Origin of the sequence: Couchioplanes caeruleus, from assembly GCF_003751945.1 — a bacterium.
In the GTDB taxonomy this organism is placed as follows: Bacteria; Actinomycetota; Actinomycetes; order Mycobacteriales; family Micromonosporaceae; genus Actinoplanes; species Actinoplanes caeruleus.
Window position 1 is genome coordinate 2047524 of the sequence record NZ_RJKL01000001.1, and the last position, 16873, is coordinate 2064396.

Genomic DNA, 16873 nt, shown 5'->3' on the forward strand with positions numbered 1-16873 from the left:
CAGCGTCAACACCGGCCTGACGACATGAGGAGCAACCAATGATCGAGGCACGCAACCTGACGAAAAGGTACGGCGAGAAGCTTGCCGTCGACGAGCTGACGTTCACTGTCCGCCCAGGCCTGGTGACCGGCTTCCTCGGCCCCAACGGCGCCGGCAAATCCACCACCATGCGGATGATTCTCGGCCTGGACACGCCCACGAGTGGTTCGGTGCTGGTGAACGGCAGGCCATATCGGGCACACCCGGCACCGCTGCACGAGGTGGGCGCGCTGCTGGAGGCACGCTCGATCCACCCCGGCCGCACCGCGTTCCACCATCTGCTGGCACTGGCTCGCACCAACGGCATCCGCCGCTCGCGGGTCGACGACGTGATCGAGGCTGTCGGTCTCTCCGACGTTGCACGGCGGCGGGCCGGCAGGTTCTCGCTCGGGATGGGGCAGCGGCTCGGCATCGCCACGGCGTTGCTCGGCGACCCGCGCACGATCGTGCTCGACGAGCCACTCAACGGTCTCGACACCGAGGGCATCCGCTGGGTGCGTGCGCTGTTGCAAAGCCTCGCCGCCGAGGGACGCACCGTTTTCGTCTCCTCGCACCTGATGAACGAGATGGCACTTACCGCCCAGCATCTCATCGTCGTCGGTAAGGGTCGCCTGATCGCCGACACCGGTATGGCGGAGTTCCTACGAGCTCACGCTCGCAGCGTGGTGCGGGTACGCACCGCCGAACCTCATGCGCTCATCACCCACCTGACGGGGCCCGACATCGAGGTCTCGTTCGAGCCGGACGAAGCACTGACCGTGTCCGGATTGACCACCGACCAGATCGGCAAGGCCGCCGGTGCGGCGGGGATCACGCTGCTCGAGCTCACCGCACAACACTCCTCGCTGGAGGACGCCTTCATCGACCTGACCGGCGACGCGGTCGAATACCGCGCGGCTACCGTCGGAGCGCCGTCGTGACGAGTCTCTTCCTTCCGCCCTACAGCCACGAACAGCGTGTCACCTACCTCCGCGTGATCGGGTCCGAGTGGACGAAGCTGCGTTCTCTGCTATCCACGATCTGGTGCTTGGCGGCTACCGTCGCGCTCGTCATCGGCGTCGGGCTGGCGTACGCCAGCCTGCGCGCCGCCCGGCCGCCGGCCGATCCGTCCACCTTCGATTCCACCGCGGTCAGCCTTGCCGGTGTACAGCTTGCACAGTTGGCAATCGGCGTACTGGGCGTGCTGTTCATCACCGGCGAATACGCCACGGGATCGATCAGGGCAAGCCTGGCGGCGGTGCCGGGCCGCCTGCCAATGTTGTGGGGCAAGGCAATCACGTTCGGCCTCACTACTCTCCTGCTGGCAGTGCCCGCCGTGCTGGTCGCGTTCCTCGCCGGCCAATCGATCCTGGCCGCCGAAAGCCTGGACACCAGCCTCGGCCAGCCTGGCGTGATGCGGGCCGTGCTCGGCAGTGCTTTGTTCCTCACCGCGGTGGGCCTGCTCGGCCTCGGTCTGGGCGCGCTGCTGCGTAACACCGCCGCCGGGATCTCGGCTTTGTTCGGACTCCTCTTCGCCCCGCAACTCGTATTCGGGCTGCTGCCGGAGTCGATGTCAGACGCGGCCTACCGGTATCTGCCGACCCCGGCCGGCGCGGCCGTCAGCAGCGTCTACAGAGACCCGGTCACGCTCGCTCCGTGGGCCGGATTCGGGTTGTTCTGTCTCTACACCGCAATCGTGCTCGGGCTGGCCGCGTGGCAACTGCGCCGCCGGGATGCCTGAGCTGCCACCCCTATCAGGAGAATTCGATGAAACGACCACGGTTGGGCGCGGTGCTGGCCGCAGTGTTGGCCACTACGGCGGGGGTGGGAATCGTTCCCGCTCAGGCCGGTACGACGCAGGACGCTGACGAAGGACTCGCTTGGTTCCATCACCAGGCCATCGACTGGAAGTCGTGTCAGCACGGCGTGGACGACGCCGACGGACGCGCTCTGGACGAGGCGGGAGTGCAATGCGGTGACGTCCGCGTACCACTGGACTACCACCGGCCGCGCGGGCGCACCATCACGGTCGCTGTGGCCCGCAGCAAGGCCACCGACCCGGCTCACTACGCCGGGCCGCTGCTGATCAACCTGGGCGGTCCCGCGAACCCGGTGCTCTCCCGCGTTCCGGAGGCCAGGCAGGGCTTGGGCGAAACCGGCGCCAGATTCGACATCATCGGCATGGACATCCGATTCTCCGGGCGCAGCACGCCGATCGACTGCGGCTGGCCGGCGAGCTGGTTGCCGCGCTCCGCCGGCGCGGACCGGGAAAGCTTCCGCCGGATGGTCACGATGTCGAACGACCTGGCCTCCCGATGTGTCCGCGCTCACGCCGACCTCCTGCCGTACGCGAGCGCGGAGAACGCCGCCCGCGACATGGACGTCATCCGGGCCGTGCTGGGTGCGCCGAAGTTGTCCTTCCTCGGCTACTCGCAGGGAAGCTATCTGGGCGCGCAGTACATCGCGCAGTTCCCGCAGAGGGCCGGGCGCATCGTCCTCGACAGCGCCATCGACCCGAATCGCCCCGGAGTAGCGATCCTGCGTGACCGCACGGCGACCGCACGTCATGAGGCGGCACTTCGGGAATGGGCCGGATGGGCCGCGGCGCACGACGCGAGTGTTCACCTCGGGACGACGACCGAACGGGTTCTCGAGACGGTGAACCGGGTGTATCTGGCCGCCGCCCGCACACCTCTGCGTGTGGGTGCCTACCTGGTCGACGACACCATCATCCCCGGTGTCATCGGCACACTCCTGGTCGGCGACAGCGAGGAGAACGCCCTCGAATTGGCGGCCACGGTGCGCGTGCTGGCGCGGGCGACCGACAATGGCAGCGCCGAACCGACGCCGGCTTTCGCGGCCACGCTGGAGGGACAGTTGACCGGGCGGGACTCCGCGCAGCGCAGCGCAGCGACCGCCATGTTGTGCGGTGACTCGCCGGCATCGCGCAACGTCCAGACATACTGGCGCGACGTCCAGGCGGCACGCGCCGAGGCACCCCTGTTCGGCCCATTGGCCAGCAACATCAACCCGTGTGCATTCTGGCCGAGGCTGCCGCGGGCGGGGGCGACCCGCATCAGGACGGGCGTTCCAGCCCTGATCGTGCAGGCCGCCGGCGACATCAACGCGACCCTGGAGATGGGCCAGGCCATGCATCGCGCCCTCACCGGTTCCCGAATGATCACTCTGGCCGGTGTCCGCGACCACGGCGTCTATCTGTTCCGAGGGTCCGCATGCGTCGATACGGCCGTGAACACCTACCTAGTTAGCGGCAACCTGCCTGCATCCGATTTGACCTGCTCCCCATAGCCTGCCGCGCCGAGACGTTCACCTCGATCGTGCGCATTGGAGGGAAAGGACTGTCATCGCAACGATCGTGGCGGTTCCGTCGGCCGAATTGCCGTTGGTGCTGGCTCGGGGCGACCAGCGCCCGGCCAGGAAGCAACCGGCTCTCGGCCTCGGAAGCGACCGGCTCCCGCCCGGAAGCGACCCAGCACCCGGCCAGGAAGCGACCGGCTCCCGCCCGGGACCGCCGGTGTGGCCGCAGCGCAGCGCGTCGACGGTGCCGTCTGCAACGCGGTTCAGGGAAATCCGGCGAAGGCGTTCGTTGCCGATTCTCCGACGAGGTGCGCTCATCGGCCGGCTTCGCCGCTTGGCTGGCACGGCTGGCCGGGCGATTACTTGCGCGGCCGGAACGCGGTTGAGGCCGCTGCAGACGGTCGCGGTGGTGGTGGGGCTTGCAGCGGTGGCGGTGGCCGACGGCGAGGCGAACTGCAGGAGGCAGCGCTTAACGCATGCGGTGAAGCCGTCGGCTACCGCGACCTCCCGGCGTTATTCGAGCCCCTTGAGCACGGCATGACGACAGTCGGGCAGGTGACCACAACCACCTGCCCGACACCGGGCGGCACGGTCGTCGCCTAGTTGGAGGGCTTCTTCTGCTTCGTCGGCTTGGCACCGACTTTGGGTGCTGCGGATGTCGGGGCTCGGCCGCTCGTGTTCTCGGCGGGAACGATCCGCATTCCGGTGGTGTTCGCGGTGTCCGTTGGTGGGTACCTGCGCAGGATCCACGCCTGTTGCCCGTAGGCGAACAGGGTCTGCGTTGTCCAGTAGAGGACCACGCCGATGGGGAACAGCGCGCCGGAGACGAGCAGTGACAAGGGGATGCCGAACAGCATCAGTCGCTGCACCGTTCTCGCCTGCGGGTCCGGAGCCCATCCGGTCTTGAGGATCATCTGTCGGCTGGTGAGGAAGGTTGTGGCCACCATCACCGCGATCAGGACCGCCGCCACGATCTTGACTGTGCCTCCGGTCGAGCTGAAGCTCGCGGCGATCGGCGCGCCGAAAAGCTGTGCGTTCGCCGCGCTGTCGAACTGTGCCGAAGTCCAGCCGTACAGGGTGCGGGAGGCGTCGCTGGTGACGGTCGGCCTGAGGTGACGCAACACGTGGAGCAACCCGAACAGGACCGGGGCCTGCAGCAGCATCGGCAGGATGCTCATCAGGGGGTTGACCTGCTCCGCTCGGTAGAGCTTTCGGAGTTCCTTGTGCAGGGTCTGCCGGTCACCTGTGTACCTGCCCTGCAATGCCTTGACCTTGGGTTGCAGCAGCTGCACCGCTCGTTGTGACCTGACCTGCTTGATCACGATCGGGATCAGTGCGGTCCGGACGGTCAGCACCAGGAAGACGATGCCGAGCACCCAGGACCAGTTCGTGTGCCAGCCGTTCGCACCCTCCAGCACCGTGTCCCAGGCAGCGTGCCAGAACAGCAGGACTGCGGAGATTGCCGAGTAGACCACCGCCATCAGCGGGCTGAACAGTGCACTCATCGCGCAACCCGCCGGGGTTGAAAGGTGTGGGAAGCCGGCGACAAGGCTCGGCGTGAGTGGGATTCGGAAGGCGTGTGACCGCTGCCGGGTGGATACCCGACGGCGGCGAGACAGGGCAGGACAATGGGCATGACGAACCCCTCGAAGAACGGCAGTGGCCGGATCAGGACATGGGTAATCGCCAGCGGCCGCGACGAGCGGTAAGGGATTCGAGCAGTGAGGCGAAGACGCTCAGGCGGCCGCGAGGAGCCCCGTGGGCCCTCTCGGCCGGGTACGTCCTGCGGCATCGGGATCACGATGGCGTGGAACGCCGGTACGCCCTGCGCACTCTCGCAACGCCCGGCGGGTGATGACCGGGGTGACCGAGGTGGCGCGACGGCTCAGCACCACGCCTGCGGCGAGTACAGCGATCAGCAGCACGCCGGCGAGGGCACCCGTGCCGACGAGCAGACCGGTCGGGCCGGCATCAGTCAGCACGCTGACCACCTGCCGGAACGCCTCGAACCAGATCACGCCGCTACCGTACCGTCAGGGTGCAACTTCCCATCGCGTACATCAAACGCACTGGCGTCCGTTGTCGGTTAGCAACGAGACGCAGGACCGAGCCGGGATCACGAGTTCAGACCAGCCATTTACGCGCCCAAGGACTTCCTCATCTGTTGTGTCACGACGCGGTATCCCGAGGTTTCGTACAGGTGGATGGCTGGGGCGTTGAACCCGAATACGTTGAGCTCCAACGACTTCATCCCATGGGACAAGGCGGCCTCCTCGGCTGCCGAGAGCAGAGCGCGTCCGTAGCCCGTTTCGCGATGTGCCTCATCAACATGGATGAAGTACAGGAATGCGCAGTCAGGAACGCCGCGAGGGTGGGTCAGACCCAGCCATGCCGCGCCTACCGGGGTGCCGTCCGGCCGGAGGCCCTTCAGGAAGAGCATGCCCTCCGTCGCGAGGCCGTCCGGCAGCAGGTCACGGCGGGCCTTGCGGGCCAGTTCCGGAGCGTTTTCGGAGGACCAGTTGCCGATGGCGACCTGCGAAGCGGCCAGCACCTTTCTGGTCGCCTCGTTCCATTCGTCGAACTCGGACTCTCGCATCGGGCGCACGATCAACTCAGGCATGGTGTGATGCTGGCACACGGTGCGGACCGTCCACGAGCGACACAAATGCTCGTCGGCGAACGGCGTGCGGAAGCAGGGCGTCCGAGCGGACGTCGACCCGGGCAGGCCGCATCGACGCGCCCACTACGTCTTCCCTAGGCACCGCCATGACCCGCGGGAACGGAGCCCGGCGGTGAGGCGCTCGAAAACCAGTGGAACAGCGCCGCTGTGCGCCACTACCGTGCTGCCGAACCACGTCGTCTAGGCAAGGACGTGCCGTTGTACACCCTGTGAGACCTCCCGAGCGCTGATTCGTCGCGCGTCGCGCATGTGCGCCGCGCTTCTTCCTGCTGCGGACTTCTCACTGAAAACGGTGTACTTCTGTGCTCAATAACTGGGCGGTCGTGCCCACCTGCCTACCTCTGGTCCTCCGCCGCTGCCACGCGTGCGCGTCCGAACGCTTCCGGGCGAGCGGCAAATTTCGCATCAACGCAAACCACAAGCTCATCGACGCCTGGCTCCTCGCGCTGTGCACCGCTTGCGGGGACACTGCAAAGTTCACGCTCCTGGAGCGGATGAACGTGCGCTCCATACGACCTGAGCTGCTGGACCGACTGCATGACAACGATCCTCGCCTGACAGCCGAGCTGATCCAGGATCCGCTCGTGCAGCGCCGTAATCGCATCGCCCTGGACTGGAACAACGCCTGGCGCCTCGACACCGGCGGATCGGATCATCTCGACCGGGAAGTGATCGATGTCTCGGTCCGCTTTGCGGCGCGGATTCCTGTCCGGCCGGTGCGACTGATCGCCGACGGTTGCGGTCTCTCGCGGGCCGAGGTCGAGAGGCTGATCACGGAGGGGAAGCTCGTCTCGGCGGTCCGGCTGAGCGGCAAGCTCTGCGGCGACTTCACTTTCACGCTCAAACGCTGATCTCGGCACCAGGGGCCTGTCCGGCAACAGCCGCCGGGCAGGCCCTAACCGCGGGTGCCCGCCGCGGGAAAGGTCACGATCATGCGGGCCCCGGGATCGCCGGGTTCATAATGCGCCTCCCCGTCGTGCGCCTGGGCGAGCTCGCGCACGATCCACAAGCCGAGACCGACGCCCTCGCGGTCGCCCGCGCCGAAGCGGGTGAACAGGCGCGGCCGGACTTCTTCCGGGACGCCCTTGCCGTGATCGCGGACCTCCAGGCGGTCGGTGGTCCCGTCGCTCGTGATCGTCACGATGACCGGCGGGCCGCCGTAGCGCAGGGCGTTGCCCACCAGGTTGACGATGATCTGCTCGAACCGTTCGCGGTCCACGTCCAGCGTGAGGTCGTGCGGGATCTGGACCCGTACGTCCGCCGAGCTGACGTACGACAGCGCCGACAACACCGCCTCGCGGGCGGATGTCGGTTGCCGGTCGAGCCGCAGGTGGCCGGTGGTGTCGATGCGGTTCAGGTCGAGCAGGCCGGCGGCCAGGCGGTCGATGCGCGAGGTCTGCCGCAGCGCCGCGTCGACCATCCGCGTGGTGTGCCCGGTCGCGCCGTCGCGCAGTTCCTCGAGAGTCATCTGTACGGTGGCCAGCGGCGACCGTACGTCGTGCGCGAGTGCGCCGATCATGGCGGCACGCCAGCGTTCGATCCGGGAGAGGCGCTCGCGGTCGTCACGCAGGTGCCGCGCCTGCGCCTCGATCAGCAGCGCGACGGCGAGGGCGACCGGCAGCAGGATGAGGGCGCTGCCGAGCACGACCGGGGGTTGGGCGGTGACGATCAGCGGGACCACGTACGCGATTGCCGCCGGCGGGAGCAGGGCCAGCAGGATCCACCGCGGGAAGTGCAGTGCCGCCCAGGTGTAGAGCAGCACCAGGAAGGGTCCGGTGCCGGTGGCCACCCCGCCGAAAGCCCAGGTGGAGAAGCCGAGGACGGCGAGGCCCGGCAGGGCGAGGACGGCGGGACTCCGGCGCGACCACCGGTGCCACGGCAGGATCCACGCCATGCCGGCCAGCAGGAGATCGGCGATGGCGATCAGGAGCAGATCGTGGGCGCGCCCCGGCTCGTTCCGGATGCCGACGAGTGCGAGCGTCCCGGCGAGGGCGAAGAGCGCGGCGGATTGCCGGGCCGCGATGCGCGGCCCGGTCCCGAACAAGCGCTGCATCCGTCGACGGCTGATAGGAGCAGGATATATCCGACAATTAGCTCCCCAAGTGTGCCTCGGCGAGATGACGCGGCAGGATCCGGTCGCGTCGTACGAAGATCCGCCGGCTCAGCCGTTCAGCTCGAATGCGGACCCGGAGGCAGCCAGATACATCCAGGTCGTTGTATGGTCACCGACGCCTCAGCCACTGCCGATGAACGAGGACTGACACGTGTCGAACACCCGCCGCGGCTGGCTGGCCGCGGGCCTCACCGCCGTCGTTGCCGGATCCCTGAGCACCGGCTGGACCCTGAACGCGTACGCCGAGGAGGCACCGCCCCCGGTCGCCGCCGCCGAGGCGGGCGAGCCCGTGCCGCCCGCCCTGTTGCCCTGGGGCGAGCGGCCCTCCCGGCTGAAGAGCGCGCAGGCCGGCCTCAGCAGTGCCGCGGTCGCGGCCGCCGGTGCGGACGCCGCACCGGCCGAGGCCGGCGAATCGCGGGAGCCCGAGCCCGTGTTCGCGCCCAAGGGCCACGTCGCGGTGTCCGAGGAGCCGACGCGGATCACGATCGCACAGGCACCCGCCGCCCTGGCGGAGCGGGCCAAGAGGGCCGCCCAGGCGGAGAGGGCCGCGACGAGCGCCCCGGGCGTGACGGCTGCCAAGGTCGAGAGAGGCAACCGGGGCGACCGGTCCGGCACGTTCTACCACTACGCGGCGGGCTCCCAGATCGGTGCGACGGACGGGACCTCGGCGAATCTCCACGTCGCCAAGCCCGAGCTCGCCTCCGCGGACGCACACACGCTGACCGAGATCGCGGTGCAGTCCGCGGATGGCAAGCAGGTCGTCGAGGTGGGCTGGACCGTGGACCGCAAGGTCAACGGCGACGACGATCCTCACCTGTTCGTCTTCCACTGGAAGGACGGTAAGCCGACCTGTTACAACGCGTGCGGGTTCGAGGTCTACAGCCAGGCCACGATCAAGCCCGGCGCCACGCTGCCGACCGGCGTGCAGAAGCGCTTCGGCGTCCAGCGGTCCGGGGCGGCGTGGTGGATCGCCTACGACTCGGAGTGGGTCGGCTACTTCCCCGACAAGCTGTGGAACGGCACCTTCACCCGCGCGGGCGCGACCCAGTGGTTCGGCGAGGTCGCCAGCGCCACCGAGAGCACGTGTACGGACATGGGCAAGGGGCTGCCTCCCACCGACGGCACGGCGTCGCGCATCGGCACGATCCAGATGGTCAACGGGCCCGATCCGAACGCGTCGGTGCGCAGCACCAATCCGCACTACGGCGTCCTGTCGCTCAGCCCCAGCACCTTCCGGTACGGCGGACCGGGCAACGGCCCCTGCTGACCGAGGAGTCAGAGACCGGCGTCTCCGGCCACCTGAGCCTCCTCGACGGCGGCTGCCCGCCGCGTGCCGGCACGCCGGTCACCGGCCTCGCCTCGGTCGGCGGCTCCGTCAAGAGCGGCCCGGGAGCGGGCCGCTGCCGAGGCCTGTTCGCCGACGACGCCGCCGCGGATGCGGTTGTTCGAGGCGATGCGCGCGACCGGGTTGTTGGCGGTCACCGTCAACTGTCCGTCGATGATGGTGTCGTCGACGGTGACGCCGCCCGTGGTGTTCGTGATGCTGACGTCGCGACCCCAGTATCCGCCGGACGCGCAGCCGTCGAGGCTGCCGTTCGGGCCGAGCTGCACCCCGCCGAGATTGCCGGCGAAGGTGGCCCTGCCGCGGACCGCGCTGCCGCAGACGACACTGCCGGTGGCGCTGTTGAGCACCGAGAACGTGCCGTCGACGAATGAGTCGTGCAGGTCCGTGTAGTAGGTGCCGGAACTGCTGACGTTGCCGGTGACCTGCGTGGTCCGGTCGAGGCGCACCTCGCCCGCGTGGGTGGTGACGTTGCCGTCGATCGTGCTGCGCTCGGCGAACAGGAAGCTGTCGATCGTCGCGGTGCCCTTGGCCCGGACGTTGACGGCGCCGCTGCGGACGTTGGAGAGGAAGACGCCGTAGCCGCCCGAGGCCAGCTCGACCGCGCCGCCGACGGTCGTGTCGGTGGCGTCGAAATAGCCGTCCGCGGCGACCTGGATCTCGCCGCTGAGCCGTCCGCCGGTGACGACGAGGTTGGCTCCCGCGGCGACGCTGACGTTGCCGGTGACGGTCGTGCCGGTGAGGGCGCACGACTCGCCCGGCGGCACGTACAGGTCGTTGGGTACGGTCACCGCACCACCTGTGCCGACGCAGTGGGTGACCAGTCCGGCGTGGGCACCGGGTGCGGCCACCAGCGTCGACACGAGGACGGCGGTGCCCATGAGCGCCAGCGTGGCGGCGGTACGTCTCATTGCGCTACTCCATGTCGGTGGATGTGCGTGCCGACGTCTGAGCGGGCCGCGGCCCGCACGATGACGCCCTGCTGCCGGCGGGTCAGGGTGCCGGCGGCGACCAGCGGTTCGGTGACCGCCTCGACGTGGCGGACGAAGGTGCCGTGATCGGGGTACGGGGCATGCTCGGCGATCAGATCGTTCACCGTGCAGCCGTTTCCCGTGTCCACATTGGGCACTCCGGTGTCCTCGGAACCGATGATCACCGTCGCTCGGGTGTCGGAGGCGGGGCAGGGGTCCGCACCCGTCGGCACCACCGTGAAGGCGACCGTCCGCTCCGAAGCGATGTTGCCTGCCGCGTCCGTGGCCCGGTAGCGGAGGGTGTGCGAGCCCGTGGCCGACACGACCACCGGCATGCGGTAGATCATCCATGCCTCCGCGTCGAGGGCGTACTCGACGGCGGCGACGCCGGAGCCGGCGTCGGACGCGACGACGGTCACGGTCGCACGGCCGAGGTAGGCGCCGGTCGCATCCCGCTCGCCGGCCACCGACGCCGAGGTCTGCGGCGGCGTCGTGTCCTCCGCGGGCGGCACGACGACGGTGAAGCCCACCATCTGTTCCGCCGACCTGTTGCCCGCGGCATCCGTGGCCCGGAAGTGCACCATGTGCGCGCCCGCGCCGTTCACCACCAGGGGTGCGGCGTACGCGACGAACGCACCGCCGTCGAGGCTGTACTCCACCTCGGACACGCCGGATCCGGCATCCGTGGCGGAGATTGTGACGGTTGCCGTACCGAGGTATGCGCCCGACGGGTCGCGCGACCCGGAGACCTGGGCCGTCACCGTCGGCGGCGTGGTGTCCTGCTGCGGGGGCTCGACGATCCGGAACGACACCGTGCCCGTCTCGCTGACGTTGCCCGCCCGGTCCGTGGCGCGATAGCGCACCACGTGGTCGCCGACCGCGCCGACCTCGATCGGGTTCGTGTACGGCACGAAGCCGCCGCCGTCGAGCTGGTGTTCGATCGTGTCCACACCGGACCCCTCATCGGATGCGGCAACGGTCACCGTGGCCCGGCCCAGGTAGTCCCCGGCAGTGTTCCGCTCCCCCGCGACCTCGGCACCGACCGTCGGCGCGGTGGTGTCCGGCCCGCCGCCGGTGACGACCAGTTCGCCGGCCATCTGGCCGTGGCCGGGAATCGCGCAGAAGTATCGGTAGCGCCCGGGCGTGAGGGTGACCGTCGCCTCGTGGCGGCCGTTGTTCGTGTCGAAGGGCCCGGCCAGGATGTTGAGGCTGACGTCGTGGTTGTAGCCGGGCGTGGTGGTGTCGAAGGTCAGGGTGTGCGGCATCCCGGTGGCGTTGCCGGTCGCCGCGCTGTTCTCGAAGACGATCGTGACCGCCCCGGCCTCGGCCTGCGCGGGCGCGGACTTGTAGCGGGTGATGTCATCGTCCGCGGTCCAGGTGAGGACCGCGGCGGCGACCGCCGGCGACGGCGCGACCAGGCCCGCGGCGACGAAGAGGAGCACGCTCACCAGCGCTCGCGACACCATGGCTAGAGCTCGCGAACCCGGATGTCGCGGAACTCGATGAGGTCGGCGTCCCCGTGGTTCTGCAGGCCGAGGAAACCCGAGGCGAACTGCCTCAGATCCGTCGGCGGATCGCCGGCGCGTGCGGACTGCTTGCCGGGTGTGTTGTCGAACTCGTTGATCACCACACCGTCGCGGACGACCGTGTAGTGCTGGCCGGTGACCCGGACCTCGTAGTCGCTCCACTGATTCTTCGGCGTCGTGCCGGGCACCGGCACCGGGTCGAAGTTGTAGATCGAGCCGGTCTTCTGCGGCTCGCCGGTGTCGCCGTCGTAGAGCTGGATCTCGTGTCCGCAGTAGATCGCCACCCAGGCCGCGGACGTGCGGGCCGCCCCGACGGTGCCGCAACTGTCGGGCGGGCGCTGGTCCAGCGGGATGCGAGGGTCGGGGAAGCGGGCGAAGACGCCGCTGTTGGCGCGGACCGTCCCCGGCGCCACGTCGCGGAACCGCAGCTTCAGCGAGAAGTCGCCGTACGGGCGCCGGGCGTACCAGAGCATGCCCAGGCCGCCGCCGGCGCGCAGCGAGCCGTCCGGCTGGATGGTGAACGCTCCGGGCCCGGCCTGCTGCCAGGCGAGCAGCGATTCCGCGGTGCCGTCGAACAGCGACTCGTACCCGGTGTGGCCCGGGCGTCCGATCGGCGATCCGGCGGCCGTGCGGGTCAGCGCGCCGGCCTCGCGGGCGCCGATCACGCCGTCGGCGCGCAGCCGGTCGGCGACGGCCGTGACGTGGCGGACGAAGCCGTCGTGGTCCGGCCAGGTGCTCTCGTCGTCGATGAGGTCGTCGACCGTGCAGTCACCGCCGGCGGACCGATTGGGGACCCCGGTGTCCGCCTCCCCCAGCCACACGGTGTCCCGGCGATCGGGCGTCGCGCAGCCGGCCGTCACGGTGATCCGCGTCGTGGCCGTCTCGCCGTCGGCGTACGTGACGGTCAGCTTCGCCGGGTACGAGCCCGGCCGGACGTAGGTGTGCCGGGGGTTCGCCTCGGCCGACGTGGCGCCGTCGCCGAACTCCCACCGGTGGGAGACGCCGCCGGAGCGGGCACCGTCGAAGGCGACGGTCAACGGCTTGTTCTGCACGGCCACCGACGACGCCGAGGGTGCGGGCGTGGCGGGACCGCCGTGGTAGGTGACCCGGATCAGCTTCTGGTTGGGGTGCAGGCTGAAGAATCCGCCGCCGTAGTCGAGCAGGTAGAGCGCGCCGTCCGGGCCGAACTTGGCGTCCATCCAGCTCTGCAGCCGGGTGTCGCCGCTGCCGGCCGGGATGATGGCGCGCAGGGACTCGCCGAAGAGCGGCGGCGCCTGCCGCGGCACCCCGGCCGGGTCGACGGTGACCGCCACCCGGTTCTGCGAGTTCGACTGGTCGCCGATGAACCACTTGTCGTCCCAGTACGCCGGCCACGCGACCCCGCTGGCGGTGTCGACGAGCTCCCGGTGGTAGGTCGGCCCCGACATGATCGCCTGACCGCCGCCGCGCAGGTAGGGCTGGGTGTACGTCGCGTCGGCGGCGTTGTAGGTGGGCAGGCCGCTGCCATCCGTACGGGTGGGGAAGACCGGCCCGCCGCCACCGGGCGCGTACCAGATCATGTTGTCGCGGGCCGGCGGGATGTCGACCAGGCCGGTGTTACGCGGCGAGGTATTTCTCAGGTCGTCGCAGTCGTACCAGCCGGTGAGGACCGTCGCGTCGGTGTCGCTGCGGTCGCGGTACGGCTGCCGGTTGCCCATGCAGTACGGCCAGCCCTGGTTCCCCGCGGACGTGATGATCGTGGCGGTCTCGTATTTGGCCGGGCCGAGGGTGGGGCTGGGCGCGGGCGCGTCCGGACCGACCCAGCCGGCGGTGAGCCACCGGTGCACCGGATCGATCGCCAGCCGCGCGATGTTGCGGACGCCCATCACGTAGATCTCCGGCCGGGTCTTCGCGGTGCCCGGCGGGAAGAGATTGCCCTGCGGGATCGTGTACGTGCCGTCGGGCTCCGGGTGGATGCGGATGATCTTGCCGGCGAGGTCGTTGGTGCTGCCGGACGTACGCCGCGCGTCCTGGTAGGAGACGCCCTTGTACTCCGCGGTCCAGTTGTTGCCGGAGTATCCGCTCGACCCCTCGGAGGAGTTGTTGTCCCCCGAGCCGACGTAGAGATTGCCCTGGTGGTCGAAGGCCATGCCGCCGCCGGCGTGGCAGCAACTGTGGATCTGCACCGGGAACCGCAGCAGGTCCTTGCGGGTGGACTGGTCGATGGTCGCGGCCGCGCGGTCGTAGGTGAACCGGGAGATGGTGCGCTGCCCGATCCGGTTCTCGCGGTCGATCGATTCGTGCGGCATCCAGAAGACGTAGAGCCAGCCGTTGGTGGCGAAGGCGGGGTCGGTCACGATGCCGAGCAGGCCCTCCTCGTTCTTCACGAGTTCGGAGCCGCTGCCTCGGTTGCCCATCACCCGCAGCGTGGTGAGCAGCGTGACCCGCTTGCTCGCCGGGTCGTACGCGTGGATGGTGCCGCAGCCCAGGCCCACGTCCGGGTCGGACCAGTCGACGACCGGGCCGCTCGGGCAGGCGGCCTTGCCGACGTAGAACACCGTGCCGTCCGGCGCGATGGTGAGCCCGTGCGGCTCGCCGATCTGGTCGAGCCGGCCGGCCTGGTTGGCCGCGGTGAGCCGTTCGACCCGGTAGTTGGCGGCGATGGTGGCCTGGCAGTCACCGCGCTGGATGCCCGTGGTCCAGCGCAGGGCGCCGGCGAGGTGGGCGCGGAAGCCGGACTCGGCGTACCCGTCGGCGGTGTGGCCCATCCCGGTGTAGAAGGAGCGGCCGCCGTCGTAGTCCCGGCACCAGGAGATCGGGTGGAACGGGCCGTTGGCGCCCGGGCCCGGGTCGTAGAAACGCTCCTCGACCTGCGCGAGGGTGTGCACCGTGCCGACCGGGTTGGGGTCCCAGTTGGTCCAGCGGTCCGCCCGCCGCACGGTCGGCGGCAGGGCCCGGGTGGCCGGGTGCTGCCGGTCGAGGATGTCCACCACGGCCTCGCGGACGGCCGGAGGCGGCGGCGTGGTCACGGCACCGGTGAACAGCCGCAGGTCGGCGAGCTGGGTGAGCGGCTCGCCGGCGTTGGCGGTGACGGAGAGCCTGTAGATTCCGAACTCGCGCGGGGCGGCGACGGTGAACCGGCGGATCTGGAAGCGGTCCGGGAACGTCTGCCCGGTGCGCCGGTCGAGGTCCGTCCAGGTGGTCCCGTCGGCGGATCCCTGCAGCGTCCAGTCCTTCGGGTCGCGCCCGGGGGCGTCGTTGGCCGAGGTGAGGGCGTAGCCGCTGATCGCGGTGGGTCTGGTCAGCTCGTACGTGATCCAGGCGGTCGGGGTGCGCGCGAGCCACTTGGTGGTGGCGTCGCCGTCGGTCAGCTTCTCCTTGGTCTCCTGGGGCGGGTTCTCCGCGTTGGCGCCGACGCGCGCGACGGGTTCCGCCGTGGGAATGCTGCCGGCGGGGCGGGTGCCGATGAGCCCGGTGAACCAGGCGGAGTCGAGCTGGGCCCGGGCCGCGTCCCCGATGCCGACGAAGCCTCCGCCGGCCTTGACATAGGCCTCCAGCGCCGATTCCCGGTCACGGCCGAGGCCGGCGCCGGTGGCCGACAGGAACACCACCGCGCGGTACTGCGCCAGCCCGGCCGCGGTGAACACCGCCGGGTCGTTCGACCGGGTCACCGCGATGTCGTCGGCGGCCCCCAGGTCCTCGATGGTCTGCGCGGCGCGCTCGACCGGGTCCTGCTGCTCCGCCGCCGGGCCGTGGAAGACGAGCACCCGCAACGGCTCCTCCTGCACCGCGGCCGGGGCCGCCGGGGCCGAGCTCGCGAGCAGCGCGGCCACCACGGTCGCCACGAGGCCGATCCGATGTCTCATTCCAGCACCCCTTCGTGATGCGCCGCGTGTGCGTGGCCGTGGAATCGGTGGATGGCGTCCTCGGCGCCGGGCGGCATGCTGCCGTCGGCGTTGCGGACGAGGAAGAGCCCGGCCATGCCGCCGTCGGAGTGGAACTGGACGTGGCAGTGGTACATCCACACGCCCGGGCCGACGCCCTCTCCGGCCCGCACCTGGAAGCCGAACGAACCGCCGGGGTTCAGGTCCTTGGTGTCGATGACGGCGCTCGGGTCGGCGGGCCCCTCGAGCAGGCCGGTCCGGTTGTCCGCCCACCGGTGGGCGTGCAGGTGGAAGGTGTGGAAGGTGCCGCCGTGGCCGATGGCGATCCACTCGACGCGCTGGCCGAGGTTCGCCTCGAACATCGGGGTGTCCGGCGCCGTCCGATTGTTGATCAGCATGTCGTTGAAGACGACGGTGAACTGCTTCTCCGGCAGCAGGTCGCCGCGCCGCCGCACGATCAGCGCGCCGTAGAGGCCCTTGGCGACGCCGCCGGTGCCGTGCTCGGTACCCATCGCATGGTCGTGGTAGTGCCAGTAACCGGCGCTGCCCGGCAGGAACCGCCGCCCCTCCGCCGCGACCATCTCGCGGGAGCGCCAGACATAGGTACGCGTCTCGCCCGGGCCGTTGAAGGACGCGTTCAGCGGGCTGCCGTCGGAGTCGGTGCTGTAGTCGACGCCGTGCGGATGGATGGACAGGCGCTGGTCGGTGCGGTTCACCAGGGTGATCTCGAGAGTGTCGCCCTCCCACATCTCCAGGATCGGCCCGGGTACGGTAGCCCGCCCCGGAGCCAGGCCGTAACCGTAGAGCCCGCCGGGCAGCGCCTCGGCGTAGATGGTGACCTTGCGGGTGGCGCCGGCCGCGGCTCCGGCGGGCCGCCCGGCGAGGGACGCGCCGGCCGCCACGGCGGGCACGGCGAGCCCGGCGGCCCCGGCGGTGAGCACTGCACGGCGCGACACGGCCCGGCCGACAACGTTGTCGTCCATGCGCACTCCGTCCGGCCGGTACTTTCATCAATTGACAGCAATCTATGCGTTGCGGCCGA

At 69.9% G+C, this 16873-nt stretch carries 13 protein-coding genes; 5 read left to right on the forward strand and 8 right to left on the reverse strand.

What is annotated here, in order from left to right; translation table 11 throughout:
• Window positions 1-38: 38 nt before the first annotated feature.
• Genes EDD30_RS08855 through EDD30_RS08865 form a run of 3 tightly spaced genes read left to right on the forward strand, consistent with a single transcriptional unit; the run spans window position 39 to window position 3327 of the window.
• Window positions 39-959, forward strand: a complete 921-nt coding sequence (locus EDD30_RS08855) for an ABC transporter ATP-binding protein (protein WP_071809508.1) — start codon at window positions 39-41, stop codon at window positions 957-959.
• Window positions 956-1759 (forward strand): ABC-2 transporter permease, encoded by an 804-nt coding sequence (locus EDD30_RS08860; RefSeq protein ID WP_071809507.1) that lies wholly within the window; start codon window positions 956-958, stop codon window positions 1757-1759. The genes EDD30_RS08855 and EDD30_RS08860 overlap by 4 nt, the downstream gene beginning before the upstream one ends.
• Before the next feature lie 26 nt (window positions 1760-1785).
• Window positions 1786-3327 carry an alpha/beta fold hydrolase gene (locus tag EDD30_RS08865; RefSeq protein WP_071809506.1) on the forward strand — a complete coding sequence of 514 codons (1542 nt, stop codon included), beginning with the start codon at window positions 1786-1788 and terminating at the stop codon, window positions 3325-3327.
• 608 nt (window positions 3328-3935) lie between these two features.
• On the opposite strand, the gene yidC is transcribed toward EDD30_RS08865, so the two are convergent.
• The 3 genes from yidC to EDD30_RS08880 all read right to left on the reverse strand — a co-directional run bounded on the left by yidC (window position 3936) and on the right by EDD30_RS08880 (window position 5956).
• The gene (gene yidC, locus EDD30_RS08870; protein ID WP_244945173.1) at window positions 3936-4841 is read right to left on the reverse strand and encodes a membrane protein insertase YidC; all 906 of its coding nucleotides are present in this window, start codon (window positions 4839-4841) and stop codon (window positions 3936-3938) included.
• Window positions 4842-5072: 231 nt separating this feature from the next.
• Window positions 5073-5354 carry a DUF6412 domain-containing protein gene (locus EDD30_RS08875; RefSeq protein WP_244945174.1) on the reverse strand — a complete coding sequence of 94 codons (282 nt, stop codon included), beginning with the start codon at window positions 5352-5354 and terminating at the stop codon, window positions 5073-5075.
• Between the two features lie 119 nt (window positions 5355-5473).
• Window positions 5474-5956: a GNAT family N-acetyltransferase gene (locus EDD30_RS08880; protein ID WP_071809515.1), complete on the reverse strand. Its 483-nt coding sequence runs from the start codon at window positions 5954-5956 to the stop codon at window positions 5474-5476.
• A 362-nt stretch (window positions 5957-6318) separates the two neighbouring features.
• Between EDD30_RS08880 and EDD30_RS08885 the strand changes: the two genes are divergently transcribed.
• Window positions 6319-6867: a DUF1062 domain-containing protein gene (locus tag EDD30_RS08885; protein ID WP_071809505.1), complete on the forward strand. Its 549-nt coding sequence runs from the start codon at window positions 6319-6321 to the stop codon at window positions 6865-6867.
• Window positions 6868-6911: 44 nt separating this feature from the next.
• On the opposite strand, the gene EDD30_RS08890 is transcribed toward EDD30_RS08885, so the two are convergent.
• Window positions 6912-8060: a sensor histidine kinase gene (locus tag EDD30_RS08890; protein WP_244945175.1), complete on the reverse strand. Its 1149-nt coding sequence runs from the start codon at window positions 8058-8060 to the stop codon at window positions 6912-6914.
• A 220-nt stretch (window positions 8061-8280) separates the two neighbouring features.
• Between EDD30_RS08890 and EDD30_RS08895 the strand changes: the two genes are divergently transcribed.
• Complete coding sequence (locus EDD30_RS08895) at window positions 8281-9396, forward strand: neprosin family prolyl endopeptidase (RefSeq protein WP_244945176.1); 1116 nt, start codon at window positions 8281-8283, stop codon at window positions 9394-9396.
• An 8-nt stretch (window positions 9397-9404) separates the two neighbouring features.
• Here EDD30_RS08895 and EDD30_RS08900 read toward each other — a convergent pair whose 3' ends face one another.
• The 4 genes from EDD30_RS08900 to EDD30_RS08915 are packed head-to-tail and all read right to left on the reverse strand — an operon-like array spanning window position 9405 to window position 16814.
• Window positions 9405-10382 carry a hypothetical protein gene (locus EDD30_RS08900; protein WP_071809504.1) on the reverse strand — a complete coding sequence of 326 codons (978 nt, stop codon included), beginning with the start codon at window positions 10380-10382 and terminating at the stop codon, window positions 9405-9407.
• Window positions 10379-11908, reverse strand: a complete 1530-nt coding sequence (locus EDD30_RS08905) for an OmpL47-type beta-barrel domain-containing protein (protein WP_071809503.1) — start codon at window positions 11906-11908, stop codon at window positions 10379-10381. The genes EDD30_RS08900 and EDD30_RS08905 overlap by 4 nt, the downstream gene beginning before the upstream one ends.
• A 2-nt stretch (window positions 11909-11910) precedes the next feature.
• The gene (locus EDD30_RS08910; RefSeq protein ID WP_071809502.1) at window positions 11911-15813 is read right to left on the reverse strand and encodes a ThuA domain-containing protein; all 3903 of its coding nucleotides are present in this window, start codon (window positions 15811-15813) and stop codon (window positions 11911-11913) included.
• Window positions 15810-16814, reverse strand: coding sequence for a multicopper oxidase domain-containing protein (locus EDD30_RS08915; RefSeq protein WP_071809501.1), 1005 nt, complete (start codon window positions 16812-16814; stop codon window positions 15810-15812). The genes EDD30_RS08910 and EDD30_RS08915 overlap by 4 nt, the downstream gene beginning before the upstream one ends.
• Window positions 16815-16873: the final 59 nt, after the last annotated feature.

What these genes read in the sequence shown, in the direction of transcription:
- EDD30_RS08855 (WP_071809508.1), top strand. Translation starts at nt 39, where the DNA reads ATGATCGAGGCACGCAACCTGACGAAAAGGTACGGCGAGAAGCTTGCC.
- EDD30_RS08865 (WP_071809506.1), top strand. Translation starts at nt 1,786, where the DNA reads ATGAAACGACCACGGTTGGGCGCGGTGCTGGCCGCAGTGTTGGCCACT.
- yidC (WP_244945173.1), bottom strand. Translation starts at nt 4,841, where the DNA reads ATGAGTGCACTGTTCAGCCCGCTGATGGCGGTGGTCTACTCGGCAATC.
- EDD30_RS08880 (WP_071809515.1), bottom strand. Translation starts at nt 5,956, where the DNA reads ATGCCTGAGTTGATCGTGCGCCCGATGCGAGAGTCCGAGTTCGACGAA.
- EDD30_RS08900 (WP_071809504.1), bottom strand. Translation starts at nt 10,382, where the DNA reads ATGAGACGTACCGCCGCCACGCTGGCGCTCATGGGCACCGCCGTCCTC.
- EDD30_RS08905 (WP_071809503.1), bottom strand. Translation starts at nt 11,908, where the DNA reads ATGGTGTCGCGAGCGCTGGTGAGCGTGCTCCTCTTCGTCGCCGCGGGC.
- EDD30_RS08910 (WP_071809502.1), bottom strand. Translation starts at nt 15,813, where the DNA reads ATGAGACATCGGATCGGCCTCGTGGCGACCGTGGTGGCCGCGCTGCTC.
- EDD30_RS08915 (WP_071809501.1), bottom strand. Translation starts at nt 16,814, where the DNA reads ATGGACGACAACGTTGTCGGCCGGGCCGTGTCGCGCCGTGCAGTGCTC.